The sequence below is a fragment of the Clostridium ihumii AP5 genome (assembly GCF_000612845.1).
In the GTDB taxonomy this organism is placed as follows: domain Bacteria; phylum Bacillota; class Clostridia; order Clostridiales; family Clostridiaceae; genus Clostridium_J; species Clostridium_J ihumii.
This window is the reverse complement of record NZ_CCAT010000044.1, coordinates 61737-78012: the sequence shown is the minus strand read 5'-3', so window position 1 is coordinate 78012 and position 16276 is coordinate 61737. Positions and strand designations below refer to the sequence as shown.

The 16276-nt window shown below is 29.1% G+C and carries 17 protein-coding genes; 2 read left to right on the top strand and 15 right to left on the bottom strand.

Annotated elements, in window-relative coordinates:
- Positions 1–45: 45 nt before the first annotated feature.
- The 13 genes from BN346_RS20475 to cdaA all read right to left on the bottom strand — a co-directional run bounded on the left by BN346_RS20475 (position 46) and on the right by cdaA (position 12909).
- Entirely contained in the window at positions 46–837 is a 792-nt protein-coding gene (locus BN346_RS20475; RefSeq protein WP_051540156.1) for a polymer-forming cytoskeletal protein, read from the bottom strand.
- A gap of 242 nt (positions 838–1079) precedes the next feature.
- Entirely contained in the window at positions 1080–1925 is an 846-nt protein-coding gene (locus BN346_RS07725) for a polymer-forming cytoskeletal protein (RefSeq protein ID WP_040327625.1), read from the bottom strand.
- A 329-nt stretch (positions 1926–2254) separates the two neighbouring features.
- Positions 2255–2785 (bottom strand): 2-oxoacid:acceptor oxidoreductase family protein, encoded by a 531-nt coding sequence (locus tag BN346_RS07720; protein ID WP_040327622.1) that lies wholly within the window; start codon positions 2783–2785, stop codon positions 2255–2257.
- Between the two features lie 2 nt (positions 2786–2787).
- Positions 2788–3537, bottom strand: a complete 750-nt coding sequence (locus tag BN346_RS07715; RefSeq protein ID WP_040327620.1) for a thiamine pyrophosphate-dependent enzyme — start codon at positions 3535–3537, stop codon at positions 2788–2790.
- The gene (locus BN346_RS07710; RefSeq protein WP_040327619.1) at positions 3537–4610 is read right to left on the bottom strand and encodes a 3-methyl-2-oxobutanoate dehydrogenase subunit VorB; all 1074 of its coding nucleotides are present in this window, start codon (positions 4608–4610) and stop codon (positions 3537–3539) included. The genes BN346_RS07715 and BN346_RS07710 overlap by 1 nt, the downstream gene beginning before the upstream one ends.
- 15 nt (positions 4611–4625) lie before the next feature.
- Complete coding sequence (locus BN346_RS07705; RefSeq protein WP_040327618.1) at positions 4626–4835, bottom strand: 4Fe-4S binding protein; 210 nt, start codon at positions 4833–4835, stop codon at positions 4626–4628.
- A gap of 441 nt (positions 4836–5276) precedes the next feature.
- Positions 5277–5960 (bottom strand): nucleotide-binding protein, encoded by a 684-nt coding sequence (locus BN346_RS07700; protein WP_040327617.1) that lies wholly within the window; start codon positions 5958–5960, stop codon positions 5277–5279.
- 20 nt (positions 5961–5980) lie between these two features.
- Positions 5981–7051 (bottom strand): butyrate kinase, encoded by a 1071-nt coding sequence (buk, locus tag BN346_RS07695; protein ID WP_040327615.1) that lies wholly within the window; start codon positions 7049–7051, stop codon positions 5981–5983.
- A gap of 18 nt (positions 7052–7069) precedes the next feature.
- A complete protein-coding gene (gene ptb / locus BN346_RS07690; protein ID WP_040327613.1) occupies positions 7070–7975 on the bottom strand; it encodes a phosphate butyryltransferase in 906 nt (301 codons plus the stop codon).
- A gap of 57 nt (positions 7976–8032) precedes the next feature.
- On the bottom strand, positions 8033–9130 hold the full coding sequence (gene buk, locus BN346_RS07685; protein WP_040327611.1) for a butyrate kinase: 1098 nt from the start codon (positions 9128–9130) through the stop codon (positions 8033–8035).
- A gap of 128 nt (positions 9131–9258) precedes the next feature.
- Positions 9259–10863 carry an NAD(P)/FAD-dependent oxidoreductase gene (locus BN346_RS07680; protein ID WP_040327610.1) on the bottom strand — a complete coding sequence of 535 codons (1605 nt, stop codon included), beginning with the start codon at positions 10861–10863 and terminating at the stop codon, positions 9259–9261.
- Positions 10844–12091, bottom strand: coding sequence for a CdaR family protein (locus BN346_RS07675; RefSeq protein WP_040327609.1), 1248 nt, complete (start codon positions 12089–12091; stop codon positions 10844–10846). Before BN346_RS07675 ends, BN346_RS07680 begins: the two co-directional genes overlap by 20 nt.
- Positions 12061–12909: a diadenylate cyclase CdaA gene (gene cdaA, locus BN346_RS07670; RefSeq protein WP_040327608.1), complete on the bottom strand. Its 849-nt coding sequence runs from the start codon at positions 12907–12909 to the stop codon at positions 12061–12063. The genes BN346_RS07675 and cdaA overlap by 31 nt, the downstream gene beginning before the upstream one ends.
- Before the next feature lie 304 nt (positions 12910–13213).
- Between cdaA and BN346_RS07665 the strand changes: the two genes are divergently transcribed.
- A complete protein-coding gene (locus BN346_RS07665) occupies positions 13214–14191 on the top strand; it encodes a hypothetical protein (RefSeq protein ID WP_040327607.1) in 978 nt (325 codons plus the stop codon).
- A gap of 119 nt (positions 14192–14310) precedes the next feature.
- On the top strand, positions 14311–14475 hold the full coding sequence (locus BN346_RS21580; RefSeq protein ID WP_158644463.1) for a hypothetical protein: 165 nt from the start codon (positions 14311–14313) through the stop codon (positions 14473–14475).
- Positions 14476–14557: 82 nt separating this feature from the next.
- Here BN346_RS21580 and trxA read toward each other — a convergent pair whose 3' ends face one another.
- Together trxA and BN346_RS07655 are read right to left on the bottom strand one after the other, a co-directional pair.
- On the bottom strand, positions 14558–14869 hold the full coding sequence (trxA, locus tag BN346_RS07660; RefSeq protein WP_040327606.1) for a thioredoxin: 312 nt from the start codon (positions 14867–14869) through the stop codon (positions 14558–14560).
- Between the two features lie 41 nt (positions 14870–14910).
- Positions 14911–16191, bottom strand: a complete 1281-nt coding sequence (locus tag BN346_RS07655; RefSeq protein ID WP_040327605.1) for a hypothetical protein — start codon at positions 16189–16191, stop codon at positions 14911–14913.
- Positions 16192–16276 lie beyond the last annotated feature (85 nt).

The window sequence follows — 16276 nt, the reverse complement described above, 5'->3', positions numbered from 1 at the left end:
TTTGTACCACTTTAAAATTACGCACTAATTTTAATTTATATAATCTTAATCTACCTTTATATTCTTTATAACTTTTCCATTTTCAATAACTTTAAGTTCTTCTATGTATTCTACTTTTTTTATGTTACATCCTTCTCCAATTATAACTACATTTCCTCTGACTAAATCGGCTGTAGTGTTTTCTAAATAAATTTTATCTCCCTCTATTTTTTTACAAGACAACTGAACTTTATTTTTAACTAATTTTTTCAACATTTTAGAAAAAAGCTTTGCAGTATTCTCTGGATTTTTTATTGTTATATTTTTTCCTTTTAAATTGTTTATTTTAGATTCTGTACCTAATGTTATATTTATGTTACTACCCTTTATTGATTTTTCTGCAATTATTCCACCACTTAGTGCAAGTTTATCAACGTTTAAATTTCCTTTTAAATAACTAACACCTGATACATACATGTAACTGCTCTCAACATTTCCATCTATGCTTGCTGAACCAGCTATATTTAATTCCTTACATATAATATCTTTTTCTAATAGAGCTTTACCACTAATTATTAAATCTTCTATATTACAATTTTCTTTAACATTAACAATTCCGCCAAATCTAACGTTTTTTCCACTCACACTTTTATCTATGCTCATTTGTCCTTTAATTACTATGCTTTTAGCTTCTAAATTCCCCTTTAGTTTACAAACGCCATCCACTAAAAAACTTTTACACTTAATATCTTTTTCTATTATATTTTTTCCTCTTATGACAACTTTGTTAAAAGTCCCACCAACAATTTTTTCACTCTCTTTTGCTGTAATACTTTTTAGTGACTTAGTTTCTTCCATAGACTAGTACCCCCTATTTTTTATTTATTAATGTTAATTCTACTTTTATTATTTGACATTAACCTTAATATTTCCTGTTTTTATTATTAGCTAAATTTAGCATATTATTCTTTATTAAAATTCTCCCTAAAGTTTCAACAAATAAAATTTATCTTCATATTCAACATAAGTGTGAATATTTATTTTGTTGAAGAAGTTAAATTTCCTATACAAAAATAGGAGGTTGCCCTCCTATTAATTAATTATTTATTTATTTTATTGCTATTTTTTATAATGCTATTTTCATTTTTCTCTAATTTACCACTATATTCTAGTAGCTCTATATTGCAGTTAGGTCCTATAACAACTTTATTTCCTCTAACAACTTTTGCCTCTGTATTTTCTAAGTAAATTTCATCGGCTTCTATAACATCTACTACAAGTTTTCTTTCTGCTAATTTTATAAAAGCACTTAATAAACCTTTTATTATTGATTTTTCATATATATCTTTAACTTCTATTACACTTGCACCGATTTCTTTTGCTTCACATCTACCGTCCATTTGAATACTAACAGAATCTGCATTTAACATTCCATTTACTCTAAAAACACCACTTGCTTTAAATTTCTCTACTTCTATACTATTTTCTACTTCAACTCCGCCAGATATTTTTAATTCTTTACCTTCAATTTTGCCACCAACAGCACTTCCCCCTGATATATATAAAGTATCTATACAAAGATTGTTTGCTATTTTTGCTCCACCACTAACTTTAAATTCCTCAGCAGTTATACTTCCATCGATCTTAGAACTTCCGCTTATATGTCCACTTCTAGCTTGTATATCACCTTCAATTTTTGAACTTCCACTTAATGAAATATTATCACATACTATTCCACCAATTATTTTTCCACTTCCACTTATAGAAAAGTTATCTTTACAATTTATAGTTCCATCTACTTTTCCACTTCCACTTATCTTAAAGTTATCACATTCTATATTGCCATTAATTTTTCCTGATCCACTTATAACTACATCTTTATACTGTCCCCCACCAACTTCTCCACTTCCTGAGATTTTTAAATCATTAATTTTATTCTTATCCATAAAATTCCCCTCCAAATTTAATCATTTATATGCCACTTTACCTCACATCTAATATTATAATTTGTTATATAACATTTTAATCCTTTTTAATAAATATTTTACAAAATATTCAACTATAAATTATGTTTAAAACATGTATAGGGTTCCAAGCTCAAACTTAAAGTAATGTTTTTATCAAATGACATTAGTAGCGTTATAATTTATTTCTCTTTTTATATTTGGAACCAATTAAGAAGTAATAGTGAAAGGTGAACAGTCTTTAATAAAAAATGAGAACTTTAAAATAGAAAAATCCTATTTTAAAGTTCTCATTTTATTTAAACCTTCATTTATTTAACGTATGAAGCTCCAACTTCTAATGCTTTTTTGTTAGCTTCATAGAATTTTTCTTTACCATGAGCTTTTAATGATGCTAATATTTCATCCATAGTAACTATGTTTGTTTTAGCAACTAATGCTCCTAAAAGAACCATGTTTGCAATTTTACTACTGCTAACTTTTGCAGCTTCTGTTTGAGCTGGAATTTTTATTACTTCTATATCATCTCTTACAGTATCTCTATCTACAAGGTCACTATCCATTATTAATAATCCACCTTTAGCTAAATCATTCTCAAATTTATCTAATGATGGTCTATTCATAACTATAAGTGTTTCTGGTCTTGTAACTATTGGAGAGCCTACTGGATCATCACTAACTATTACTGAACAGTTAGCAGTTCCCCCTCTCATTTCTGGACCATAAGATGGTAACCATGAAACATTCATATTAGCATCCATTCCAGCGTAAGCTAAGAATTTACCCATTGATAAAATACCTTGTCCACCGAATCCTGCAAAGATTATATCTTGTGATGCCATAATTATTCCACCTCCCCTGTAATATCTTTCTTAACTCCTAAAGTATAGTATGGCATCATATTGTTTCTTAGCCATTCCATAGATTCTTTTGGAGCTAATCCCCAGTTAGTTGGGCATATTGATAAAACTTCAACTAATGAGAATCCTTTTCCTGCTATAGCATTCTCAAATGCTTTCTTTATAGCTTTTTTAGCTTTATTAACATTTGGTACACTATCAACAGAAACTCTTTCTACGTAGCAAGCACCACTTAATGTAGATATCATTTCTGATACTCTAACTGGGTGTCCTTGAAGTTTTACATCTCTACCATATGGAGTTGTTTCTGTAACTTGTCCTGGTAATGTAGTTGGTGCCATTTGTCCACCAGTCATACCATAAATACAGTTATTAACGAATATAGTTACAATGTTTTCTCCTCTAGTTGCAGCATGTACTATTTCTGCTGTACCAATAGCTGCAAGGTCTCCATCTCCTTGATATGTGAAAACAACTTTATCTGGATTTGATCTTTTTATTCCAGTAGCAACAGCTGGTGCTCTACCGTGTGCAGCTTCAAACATATCACATGCAAAATAATCATATGCTAAAACTGAACATCCAACAGGAGCAACTCCTATTGTTTTATCAACAACATTTAATTCGTCTAAAACTTCTCCTACTAATCTATGAATAATTCCATGAGTACATCCTGGACAATAGTGTGTAGGAACATCTAATAATGCTTTTGTTGGTTCAAATACTATAGCCATTACTTAGCACCTCCTACGATTTCTTTTACTTTATCTAGTATTTCTTCTGGTGTTGGTACCATACCACCACTTCTACCATAGAAGTCTACTGGTTTTTTACCTTCAACAGATAATCTAACATCTTCAACCATTTGTCCACAGCTTAATTCAACTGATAAGTAACCATGTTTAGTTCCATTAACAGTTTTATCAAAAGCTGCTTTTGGGAATGGCCATAATGTTATAGGTCTTATTAATCCTAATTTAATTCCTTCGTTTTCTGCCATTTTAACAACATTTTTGCATATTCTTGATGTTGTTCCATAAGCAACTAAAACTAAATCATTTTCTCTATCACAATTAAATAATTCATATCTAACTTCATTTTCTTTTATTGTTTTAAATTTTTCTTGTAAGTGTTTGTTATGTTCTTCTAATATTTCTGGTTTTAAGTAAAGAGAATTTATAACATTGTGTTTCTTTCTTCCATTTAATCCATTTGCTGCCCAAGAAGATTTATCTGGAAGCTCTCTTTCTTCTCTTTCTTTAAATTCAACTGGTTCCATCATTTGGCCAAGCATACCATCTCCCATAACCATTACAGGAGTTCTATATAAATCTGCAACATCAAAAGCATCTTGTATTAAATCAACCATCTCTTGAATAGATGATGGTGCGAATACAGGCATATTAAAATCTCCATGTGCTCCACCTTTTGTAGCTTGGAAATAATCTGATTGAGCTGGTTGGATACTTCCAAGACCAGGGCCTCCTCTAACTATGTTTATAACTACGCATGGTAATTCTGCACCTGCTATATATGATATTCCTTCTGCTTTTAAGCTTATTCCAGGTGAACTTGAAGATGTCATACATCTTACTCCAGTTCCAGCTGCTCCATAAACCATATTTATAGCTGCAACTTCACTTTCTGCTTGTAAGAAAACTCTGCCTATTTTAGGCATTTTTCTTGAAAGATATGCTGATATTTCTGTTTGTGGTGTTATTGGGTATCCAAAAAAGCATTTACATCCAGCTTTGATGGCAGCTTCACCAATAGCTTCATTACCCTTCATTAATATTTTTTCTGCCATGAAATTGACCCCCCTTTATTTTTCAACTGTTATTACAAGATCTGGACACATTTTTGCACAAGATGCACATCCAATACATTCAGCTTGTTTCTCTTCAGTAACAATAGCTGGGTGATATCCTTTTACATTTAATTCTTGTGAAAAAGTAATTATATTTTTAGGACATACAACTATACAATTTCCGCATCCCTTGCATCTTTCTTCTCTAAAACTAACCTTAGCCATAACTATCCCTCCTTATAATGTTGCAGTAATTTTAAAAGTTCATTTTGTATACTACTAACATTTAACATGCATAAATACCCCTAAAGGGCATTTTTACAAATCCCCTATTTTTTTAAATAGTATACATTTTTTTCTATTATGCTTGCACCTTAATTTTACTCCTTTAATGAATACGTTGTCAATTCAGTTTATTAACAAAATTCTAATAATTCTATTAAATTAGACTTTTCCATCTATTCATATTCTGTACAAGCTATTAAATTTTATAAACTCTTTTATTTATACTATTTTTCTAGAAATAATCTAGCATTATAAAACAGAACTCTAGCATTTTTCGCTTTAGAGTTCTGTCCTTTATCTCATAATGTTATATGATTCTAATTCAAATTATATGTGTTATTTCTTGTTTAAACTTTTGAAACAATTTTTTATAATTATATATTATTTTTCATATTCACCTTTTCTCCAAGGTGGTAACATAAATATATCTATAGGAAATAATTCCCCTGAAGTTAAGTTTTCAACTTCACTTACCATATCTTTTCTACAAACAGTATATGGATGTGGTAAATTTAATTCTTTACTAACTTTTTCTACTTCCCTATCACCTTTTAATATATGTTCTTTTGTTGTTTCATATGATAAATTTGTGTTTGATATTAAGTGTGTAACTTTAAGTCTTGATGACCTTTGTATTGCTCCTATATATTCTTTTATGCCTTCATCATCTGCTGTAAATGGTCTTGTTGTGTTTATTACAAAGTACATATCATATGGTTCTTCATTAAAATACTTATTGTATTGTCCAAGCCCAATTGCACCTACATCATCTCCACCAACATCAAAAACTACTTCATAGCTCTTGTCATTAAATACAGCCATGACTTCTGCTGGAACAACCATCAGTTCAGCATTTACATATTCTGGATTGGAAGATATAACTCTTATATTATATTTTTCTTCTAATTCCTTTTTTAAATCTCTTACACAGAAATAAGGGTTTACAATATCTAAATCGACTATTGCAACTTTGTTTCCCTCTTTAGCTAAATTTATAGCATAATTTATTGCTATTTCTGTCTTTCCACTACCAAAATGACCTGTAAAAACCCTAATTCTACTCATAATATCACCTTTTATCCATATTATTTATATTCTTTTGCTTGTTCTTCACCATTTAATACTCTTAATCCACCTTCAGTTAAAGCAAGCAATTCATCTTCTCCTGGGTATACAACAAATTCAGATATAAATTCTACTCTTTCTTTTATATATTTAACCATTGATTTTGAGTATGCAATTCCTCCAGTTAATATTATTGCATCAACTTTTCCTTTTAATGTAGCTGCACATTTACCAATTTCTTTGGCAACTTGATAACCCATAGCTTCATATATTAATTTAGATTTTTCACAACCAGCTGCTGCATCTTCATCAACTTTTTTAGCATCATTAGTATTTAAGTATGCTACAATTCCACCTTTTCCTGTTATCTTTTTCTTTATTTCATCTTTAGTATATTTTCCACTAAAGCACATTTCAACTAATTGTCCTACTGGAAGTCCACCACTTCTCTCTGGTGAGAATGGACCATCTCCATCTAAAGCATTATTTACATCTACAATTTTTCCTTTTTCATGTGCACCAACAGATACTCCTCCACCCATATGTGCAACTATTAAATTTAATTCATCGTATTGTTTGTTACGTTCTTTTGCAAATCTTCTTGCAACCGCTTTTTGATTTAATGCATGAACTATACTTTTCCTTTCTATTTCTGGCATTCCAGAAACTCTAGCTACATCCATCATCTCATCTACTACAACTGGATCAACTATAAATGCTGGTATATCTAAACTAGTTGCTATTTCATTTGCAATTATTCCACCTAAATTAGAAGCATGTTGTCCTTGTACTCCAACTTTTAAATCTTCTAACATTTTTTCATTTACTCTATATGTTCCACCTTCTATTGGTTTTAAAAGTCCACCTCTACCAACAATTCCATCTAATGTTTTTATATCAAAGTTCTTATCTTTTAAAACATTTAATATAACTTCTTTTCTAAAATTAAATTGATCGTATATATTATTGAATTTTCCTATTTCTTCAGCGCTATGTCTTAATGTTTCAACTAATATAGGATTAGTATCCTCATAAACTCCTATTTTTGTTGAAGTTGAACCTGGATTTATAATAAGTAATTTTTGTGCCATAATTTTATCCCCCTAATTTTATTTGCTTTCTGCTACTAAAGCTGCTATTGCTATAGAATTTAGTTTAGTTTCTGGTGAATCTGCTCTTGAAGTAACAATTACTGGTGCTGCTGCTCCAGCTAATAATCCACCATTCTTAGCTTCAGTTGTATATGTTAAACATTTATACATTGCATTTCCTGCTTCTATATTAGCCATTAAAAGTATATCCGCTTTTCCTGCTACTGGTCCTGATACTTTTTTATGAGCTGCTGCTTCTTCTGATATAGCATTATCAAGTGCTAATGGCCCATCAACTATACAACCTTTTATTTGTCCCCTTTGGTTCATAGATGTTAGTGCAGCTGCATCAAGTGTTGCTTGCATTGCTGGATTTACAACTTCAACAGCACATATAGGTGCTACTTTAGGCATTTCTATTCCTATTGCTTTTGCAACGTTTACAGAATTGTTTATAATATCTATTTTTTCTTTTAACTCTGGATACATATTAAATGCTGCATCAGTTAAAAATAACATTCTATCAATTCCTGGTACTTCAAATACAGCTATGTGTGACATTTGTTTTCCTGTTCTTAACCCTATTTCTTTATTTAATACAGCTCTTAAAAATGTTGCTGTATCAACAAGTCCCTTCATAACCATATCTGCTTTTCCTGTTGATACAAGCTCAACAGCTTTTAATGCAGCTTTTTTACTATTTTTTTCGTCTATTATTTCAAACTCATCCATATTCATTCCAATTCTTTCTCCAATTGAAACGATTTCTTCTTTATTTCCAACTAATATTGCATTAGCTATTCCATTTTTCTTAGCATCTCTTATTGCTTCTAGCACTGGTTCATCTTGAGCCACTGCTACTGCTACTGTTTTTGTAGATAAGTTTTTTACCTTTTCGATAACTTCATTAAATGACTTTACCATTGTTTTTTCCCCCCTGATTTGTTTATTTTTGAATTTATATATAATTTTAAATAAAAATTATTTTCCGAATTTTTTAATTTCATTTTCGTATATTTTAAAATCTTCTTCCCTATTTTCAACTCTTAATGCACCTTCGGCTAATGCAAGCATTTCATCTTCACCTGGCACTGCAATTATTGGTGCTATAAAGCCAACATATTCATTTATCCAATTCATTAATTTTTTATTGTAAGCTAGTCCACCTGTAACTATTATTCCATCCATTTTGCCATTGATTACCGTAGCCATTGCACCTATTTCTCTAGAAATTTGATATACCATTGCCTTGAATATCATTTCAGCTTTTTTGTCACCTTCATCTATTCTTTTATCAATAATTCTGCCGTCATTAGTTCCAAGATATCCAATTAAACCACCTTGTCCCATTATCTTTCTTGACAATTCTTTTTGACTATACTTTCCACTGAAAGCCATATCTACTAAATCGCCTACTGGTAGTCCACCTGTTCTATCTGGTGAAAAAGGTCCTTCTTGACTTGCATTATTGCAATCAAGTAATTTACCATATTTAAATGGTGAAACAGATATTCCGCCACCTAAATGTGCTATTACAAAACTACATTCTGAAAGTTTTAATCCTTTCTCTTTACAAACTCTTCTTGCAACAGCTTTCATATTAAGTGCATGAACTAAAGATTTTCTTGGCAATTCTGGAAGTCCAGATATTCTTGCTTCATCACATATTTCATCTACTGCAACTGGATCAACTATATATGCTGATACATTGACTTTTTTAGCTATTTCATCAGCAATAATTCCACCTAGATTTGATGCATGTTGACCTTGTACCCCTATTTTTAAGTCTTCAAGCATTTTATCTGTTACTTTATATGTTCCACTTGGCATTGAACTTAAAAGTCCACCTCTGCCAACTACACATAGCAGTTCACTCAATTTAACATTTACTTCATCTAGCCATTCTAATATAACTTTAATTCTCATATCTTTTTGATCATATATTGTGTCAAAGCTTCTTATAACTTCCACATCATGATTTAAATTTGTAGCTACTATTGATTTTTCCCCTTCAAATATAGCTAACTTAGTTGATGTTGAGCCTGGATTTACAACTAAAACATACCTTTTGCCTTCCATAAAATATACCCCCAATTGCAAATATTAGATAACAGATAATATTCCCCAATATTATCTGCTACCATTTTTTTTATTTATTCCCTTTTTTTATTTTAACAAACTGTTAATACAAATATCAACTAAATTGTCTAATAATTTGGTATATTATATTTTTTCATAATTGTTTCACTTACTTTTAAACCATCTACAGCTGCTGAAATTATACCACCAGCATATCCAGCACCTTCACCAGCTGGATATAGTCCTTTTGTTGATATGCTTACATCTTCTTCATTCCTATTTATTCTTACTGGTGCAGAAGTTCTTGTTTCTACTCCTGTAAATATAGCTCCACCTTCTGCAAATCCATGTATTCTTCTATTAAATACAGGCATAGCTTCTTTTATAGAATTTACTACATAGTTTGGCATACAATTTCTAAGGTCACTAAACTCCACTCCTGGTGTATAGCTTGGTTCTATTCCTTTTAATTTTGTGCTTTTTCTATCATTTAAGAAATCTTCTACTAATTGAACTGGTGCATTGTAATTTTTTCCACCTAATTCAAATGCTAATTTTTCATATTTTCTTTGAAATTCAATTCCTGCAATTGGTGAATCACTTCCAAAATCTTCTGGCCTTACTGAGGCTACTATTGCTGAGTTTGCATTTATATTATTTCTTTTATAATTACTCATACCATTAACAACTACAGTGTTTTCTTCTGATGCAGAAGCAACTACATGTCCTCCAGGACACATACAAAAACTATACACGCCTCTACCTGTACATTTTGCAGTGTGAGTAAGTTTATATTCTGCAGCCTTAAGTCTTGGATGATTTTTATATGAACCATATTGATTTTCATTTATAAGATCTTGTTTGTGCTCTACTCTAAATCCAATTGCAAATGGCTTTGGTGACATAAATATTCCTCTTCTAAATAACATCTCATATGTATCTCTTGCACTATGTCCTATTGCTAAAATTAACACATCACATGGTATTTTTTGACCATTTACAACTACTTCTTGAACTTCATTATTTTTTACAATTATATCTTCTAGTTTTGAATTAAATTTTACTTCTCCACCTAGTTCTATAATTCTTTTTCTAATGTTTTTAACAACAACTTTTAATATATCAGTTCCTATATGCGGTTTTGCCATATATAAAATTTCTTCCGGTGCACCGTGATTAACTAATTCTCTAAGTACATAATCACATCTAATATCTTTTATTCTTGTTGTTAATTTTCCATCAGAAAATGTACCAGCTCCACCTTCTCCAAATTGAACATTAGATTCAGTGTTTAACTTCCCTTGATTCCAAAAATTATCTACAGATGCAGTTCTTGCATCAACATCTTCTCCACGTTCAAATATTATAGGTTTATACCCTTTTTGAGCCATAATAAGACCAGCAAAAAGTCCTGCTGGCCCCATCCCTATAATAATTGGTCTTTTTTGTAGTTTTTCTGTTCCGAATGTAAATTCTGGAGCATAAACTTTCTCTTCTATTTTTACATCATTACTGTTTATTTTTTTAACTATTCTCTCAGCATTATCACACTTAACATCTATTGCATAGTTAAATTTAATATTGTTTTTCTTTCTTGCATCTATAGACTCTTTGACAACTCTAAGTTCTTTTATATCACTATCTTTTATCTTCAATTTTTTACTTGCTATTTTATTTAAATTACTTAAATCTTCATCTATATCTAAGTTTATATTATTGATTCTTATCCACATCAGTATTGTTTTCCTCCACTTTTTTCTTTATGTTTACTTTTACGCTATCTGCACTTTGAGATGATATTGTAACTCCCTCTGGAATACCAGCTATAGAAATTTTAACAGCATGATCTCCATCATTTAACCCTTTTAAATCTATAGTAGCTGTTATACTATTGTCAGCTATAGTTTTTATTAAACTTTCATCTCCAGTAATAGTTACATTAACTATTTCAGTATCTACTTTAATAGTTGCACCTTCTAAAGCATTTATATGTTTTATTGGCACTTTTATAGTTTTTTCTATCTTTTTCTCTTCTAAAACATTTATTTTAACATTAACACTTCCTAGTGATAATTTTAAATTAGATGGATTAACTAACTTCACAGTTAATGTAGTATCTTGAACTATTTGACTCAAATCTACTGTTTCAGTATAAATAGCTTCTATTTTACCAACGTCACCATCTTTTCCTAGTATTTCTACCTTATTAGGTTCAACTTCAATGCCCTGAAGTGTTCCTTTCAAAACATTACCAGTAGTCTGAACTTGTATTGGAACTACCTTTCCTTTTTTTAGGTCGACTTTTGCATTTACGCTTGTAACTGATAGATTAACACCCTCTACAGCATTTCCATCTTCATTAACAGCAATTAAGTCAACATTTTTGTTTATATCATTTTGAATTCCTGTTACATCAATTCTTGCAACAACGTTAGCCACTTGATCTACCAACTTTTCAGAACCATGGACTTTAACATTTGCTACTGATATTGTAGTTCCATCTATATGATATCCCTCTGGCAAAGTCCCTATTATTTCTGGTTTTATTTCCATTTCTTTTTCTTTTAATTTATCTATTTTAACTTTTATCCACATAGATTCATTTGAAACTATTGTAACCCCTGATGGCGATTCTTTTATTTCAACTGGAATTCTATTTTCTCCAACCTTTAATGCATATTTACTTAAGTCTGAAACTATTTTAAAATCTTTCATTTTGTCTATTTGATAAACAGCTTGTGATGCACCCTTTACTGTTATGTCAATACTATAATCTTGATCATCAACTACAACTAATCCATGTTCTTCTAAAGTCTCTACATTTTGAATTTCTACTGGCACATACTTTATAACATGACTAGTAACTGGATTCTCTACATTTCTTATATATATCCATAATATTAAAGAGGCTATTACACAACAAATTCTAATTAAGATGTCTTGTTTTTTGTCTTTTTCCATAACCTAACCCTCTCTTTAAATGTTACTTTACTATTATGTCTACTTTTCATAATTCGCACGAGAATATTTTTTAGTTTCTCTCCGTCATAATTTCTAAGTAATCTACCATTTACTGCTAATGAAATTATTCCTGTTTCTTCTGAAACTATAATAGTCAAACAATCAGTTAATTCTGTAACTCCTATACCAGCTCTATGTCTAGTACCTAATTGTTTATTTAATTTATCATTACTAGTAAGAGGAAGGAAGCATCCTGCCGCTACAATTCTATCATTTCTTATAATTGTAGCTCCATCGTGTAATGGAGTGTTAACAACAAATATGTTTTGAAGTAAAGCTGATGATACTACTGCATCTATAGCATTTCCTGTATTAATAATATCTCCAAGACCTGTTTTTTGTTCTATTATTATTAATGCACCTGTTTTTTCAGCTGCTAATGCTTCTACTGCATCTACTATCTCGTTTACTACATTGTTCATCACTTCTTCATCTTCATAGATTATCTTATCTACAAATGAAGTTCGCCCTAAATGTTCTAGCGCTTTTCTAACTTCTGGTTGAAATATAATAACTACTGTTATAACACCTATTGTTAAAGTTTTTGTAAGTATCCAACTTAGCATAGTTAAGTTAAATAATTCGCTTATAGGAATTAATAAAATTATAAATATTACTCCTTTTAAAAGTTGCTCTGCCCTTGTTTCCTTTATTAGCATATAACCTTTATAGAAAATAAAGGATACTACTAATATATCTATGGCTGCAAACAAATTAAATCCTTTTAAACTATTTAGAAGTAACTTTACACCCTCCATTGTTGCCTCACCTCTTATTTCTACTTTATTTTCTTATTTTAAAATACTTTTACACATATAATTATACACTAACGGATATGTTTATAATACATTTAATAATATTTATTTTTTAATTTTTATATGTAAAAAAACACCTTTATATACTTAAAAATAATAAAATCAAATTCCATTAATTAAGAATTTTTTATAAATAATTTAAAAGTAATATTACTTTTCATGAATATTTCTTATCACTTCTTAATATAAGTTTATAAAAACATAGTTTAATTTTTAAGTTTTTTAACATTTTAAGGAGGATAAGTTTATGAACATAGTTTTAAAGGATAAAAAATCAGATTTCATTAAATATGTACTTGTGGCTTTTGCTGCTATATCACTTTTTTGTTTAAGTTACAATATTTTCAAAACCCCTGTGGCTAAAAACAGTATGTTAAGTTATTTAAAAGAAATTCAAGATATTAATAATAGCTGTAAAGTATTTATTAAAGATAATACTTTGGATTATAATAAAGCACTAAAAAACATACCTGCATTAAAGGAAAATTTAAATAAAGTAAAAGAAACTACTAATATATCTAGTGAAACACAGCTTCAAGCCTATACAGATGCCATAAATAACAACATACTTATTTATGAGCAAATTGAACTTATGCTTAAAAATCCTATGGCTAAAGATAATAGCATTAGTGTAGCCAATCTTAAAAATTATTATGACACAGCTAATTCTAATTATTCATTACTTGTCAAAGATGCTAATATTTTAGGCGAACTTTCTACTGCTATTAAATTAACTAACAATTATTGTCTAGATAAATCTAATACGAAAAAGGTAGATAAAATACAATCTGAACAAAATGAAATCTTTGTAACCACATTAGATACATTTGTAAGTTCTTTTAATGACTTAAAATCTACAGACCTTTTAGAGATTGTATCTAAAGCTAGAAATAATGAAATGACTTATGAATTAGCACTTTCTGAATTGGATAATCATATAAGTAAATTTTCCACACTTTGTAGTGAATTAAAAAAGTTATCTATTCCTAATGGTGCAGTTAAATCATATGAAAAATTAAATTTATCAATAGATGAATATGGTAATTATCTTGAAAGCTTTAAACACGGACTATCTATGGAAAAAGTATATTCTAAAAATGAAAAAAAATCTAAAAAAATGTCAAATGCTCTTTATGATAATTCTAAAAGTTATTTAGATAATTGTAATGAATATTATTCCAAATTCTTGAGTTTTTACAAAGAATATAAGTCTAAATATCTTTAAAATTTATTCTTATACCTATATATAATTGGCATATTGAGTGATTTAAACATAGATTATAAAAATTATGTATTTTTTCTTGGATTAAGGTAACAATAAACTACATAAAGAGGTGATAATATATGAGAAAACTTATGATAAAGTTTGCAGCAATAATTTTAACAATCTTATGTTTAGCTCCTATGCAAGAAGGTAGCTCTTTAGCAGAAGAAACACTAATAAGATTTAATGGTAAATGCACAGAAGTTTTTAAAGAAAATCATATATTTGACTCTACTGATTTGTAGCCCATTTAATCTTCATCCATTTTAATATGATTATATTTATTAATATATAAAAAAAATAAGCCCTACATAAGGCTTATTTTTTTTATATATGTTTTTCTATTATTGATTTTAAATCATTTTTATCTTTGTATCCTATAGATGTGTCTACCACTTCACCATTTTTAATAATTTTAATAGTTGGTATACTCATTACTTTAAACTTTTTAGCAATTTCCATGCTATCATCTATGTTTATTTTCACAAAGATTGCATCTGTCATTTCACTAGATAGTTCATCTATTACTGGTGCTAACCTTTCACATGGACCACACCAATTTGCCCAAAAATCAAGTACTATTGGTTTATCTGTGTCTAACAGTTCTGAATTTAAATTACTTTTATTTAACTCATTCATAAAAGCACCCCATTTCCTATATCATTAAAATATAGTTATTATTACTTACTTAGTATTTGTTGTATATTTGAATTATTATATTGTGACTCTGGAAAATCATTATTTAACTTTTCAGCATACCCCTTAGCTTTCCCTAAGTCTATATTTTCATTTAAAACAGCTAATTTGTATAAAACACCTTCAGTATAACTTCCACTAGAGAACTTGTTTACATACATTTCATAATACTTTAATAAAGTTACAATGTCATGCTGTTCTTCATAACAAACACCTAACATATATATAATATGTTCTTCTAAATAATTCCCATCACTAATATTATATATTTTAGTTAGTTCATCTACTGCTTTTTTATACTCTTTTTTCCCTATGTATTCTTGAGCTTTGTCATAATATATTCCAATTGCATCCTCTTTTACAAGATTATATGCATTAATGTACATTTGCTTTTCATTTATTCCTAATTGCTCATTTTTATATTCTTCTATTACTTTTAAAAGTTCTTCGTAGTTTTTACTATCAATATACGATTTTACTTTTTCTATTGAAAATGTGCTCTTTTCTTTCACTTCTTCTTTAGGCTTTGCTTCTTGTTCTTGTTGTTCAGTTTCTTTATCTTCTTTTACTTCTTCGGTTGTAATCTTCTCTTCCTCTTTTTTCACATCCTTTTCTGATTGTTTTTTTAAGTTTGTTACATTTTTAAAACTAGTAATAATCTTATCTTTATTTACACCTATGATACAACCTAAAGACACTATTACTACTATACATATTATGCTGGCAATTGCCTTTTTATTAACATTTTTCTTATGTTTTATTGCTCCTATATCTTCTAAAGACTTAATCATTTCTTCTGCTATCTTATTATGTTTATCTATTTCAATTGTTTTTAATATATAATAATACGATTTTTCATACTCCCCTAATTTTATATAACAATTTGCCATTAAATTATTTAAATTAATGGAGTTAAAGTCTGAAGCTTTCAATTGCTCTAAAAGTTTTAACGCTTCTTGTGGTCTAATAGCTTTTATCAATTTATTAACTTCTTTGAATTTATATACACTTTCCCTATCATTCTTACTATCGTCTAAATATTTTCTAGCAACTTCATCATTATTCATACGATAATTCATCTTCCACTGATTTCTAGCAGATTCTAAATCACCCTTAACATAATAAATAAGACCTTTTAAGTTTAAAGTTGCAGAATTGGCCCTATTAGCACTTAAGCTTTTTTCACAAAACTCCATAGACTTATCAAGATATCCATCATTATAAAAATCCATTGCCTTCGCATAATACTTTCTACTCTTCTCCAAACTTTCACCGCCTTTCTATAGTGTTTCAACCTAATATTTTCGTTTATACAATTACTAATTGATAATAGTAGTTTTAAATTTAACT

Excerpts from the sequence above, each read along its gene's own strand:
- BN346_RS20475 (WP_051540156.1), bottom strand. The coding sequence starts at position 837 with ATGGAAGAAACTAAGTCACTAAAAAGTATTACAGCAAAAGAGAGTGAA.
- BN346_RS07725 (WP_040327625.1), bottom strand. The coding sequence starts at position 1,925 with ATGGATAAGAATAAAATTAATGATTTAAAAATCTCAGGAAGTGGAGAA.
- BN346_RS07720 (WP_040327622.1), bottom strand. The coding sequence starts at position 2,785 with ATGGCATCACAAGATATAATCTTTGCAGGATTCGGTGGACAAGGTATT.
- BN346_RS07715 (WP_040327620.1), bottom strand. The coding sequence starts at position 3,537 with ATGGCTATAGTATTTGAACCAACAAAAGCATTATTAGATGTTCCTACA.
- BN346_RS07710 (WP_040327619.1), bottom strand. The coding sequence starts at position 4,610 with ATGGCAGAAAAAATATTAATGAAGGGTAATGAAGCTATTGGTGAAGCT.
- BN346_RS07705 (WP_040327618.1), bottom strand. The coding sequence starts at position 4,835 with ATGGCTAAGGTTAGTTTTAGAGAAGAAAGATGCAAGGGATGCGGAAAT.
- BN346_RS07700 (WP_040327617.1), bottom strand. The coding sequence starts at position 5,960 with ATGAGTAGAATTAGGGTTTTTACAGGTCATTTTGGTAGTGGAAAGACA.
- buk (WP_040327615.1), bottom strand. The coding sequence starts at position 7,051 with ATGGCACAAAAATTACTTATTATAAATCCAGGTTCAACTTCAACAAAA.
- ptb (WP_040327613.1), bottom strand. The coding sequence starts at position 7,975 with ATGGTAAAGTCATTTAATGAAGTTATCGAAAAGGTAAAAAACTTATCT.
- buk (WP_040327611.1), bottom strand. The coding sequence starts at position 9,130 with ATGGAAGGCAAAAGGTATGTTTTAGTTGTAAATCCAGGCTCAACATCA.
- BN346_RS07680 (WP_040327610.1), bottom strand. The coding sequence starts at position 10,863 with ATGTGGATAAGAATCAATAATATAAACTTAGATATAGATGAAGATTTA.
- BN346_RS07675 (WP_040327609.1), bottom strand. The coding sequence starts at position 12,091 with ATGGAAAAAGACAAAAAACAAGACATCTTAATTAGAATTTGTTGTGTA.
- cdaA (WP_040327608.1), bottom strand. The coding sequence starts at position 12,909 with ATGGAGGGTGTAAAGTTACTTCTAAATAGTTTAAAAGGATTTAATTTG.
- BN346_RS07665 (WP_040327607.1), top strand. The coding sequence starts at position 13,214 with ATGAACATAGTTTTAAAGGATAAAAAATCAGATTTCATTAAATATGTA.
- BN346_RS21580 (WP_158644463.1), top strand. The coding sequence starts at position 14,311 with ATGAGAAAACTTATGATAAAGTTTGCAGCAATAATTTTAACAATCTTA.
- trxA (WP_040327606.1), bottom strand. The coding sequence starts at position 14,869 with ATGAATGAGTTAAATAAAAGTAATTTAAATTCAGAACTGTTAGACACA.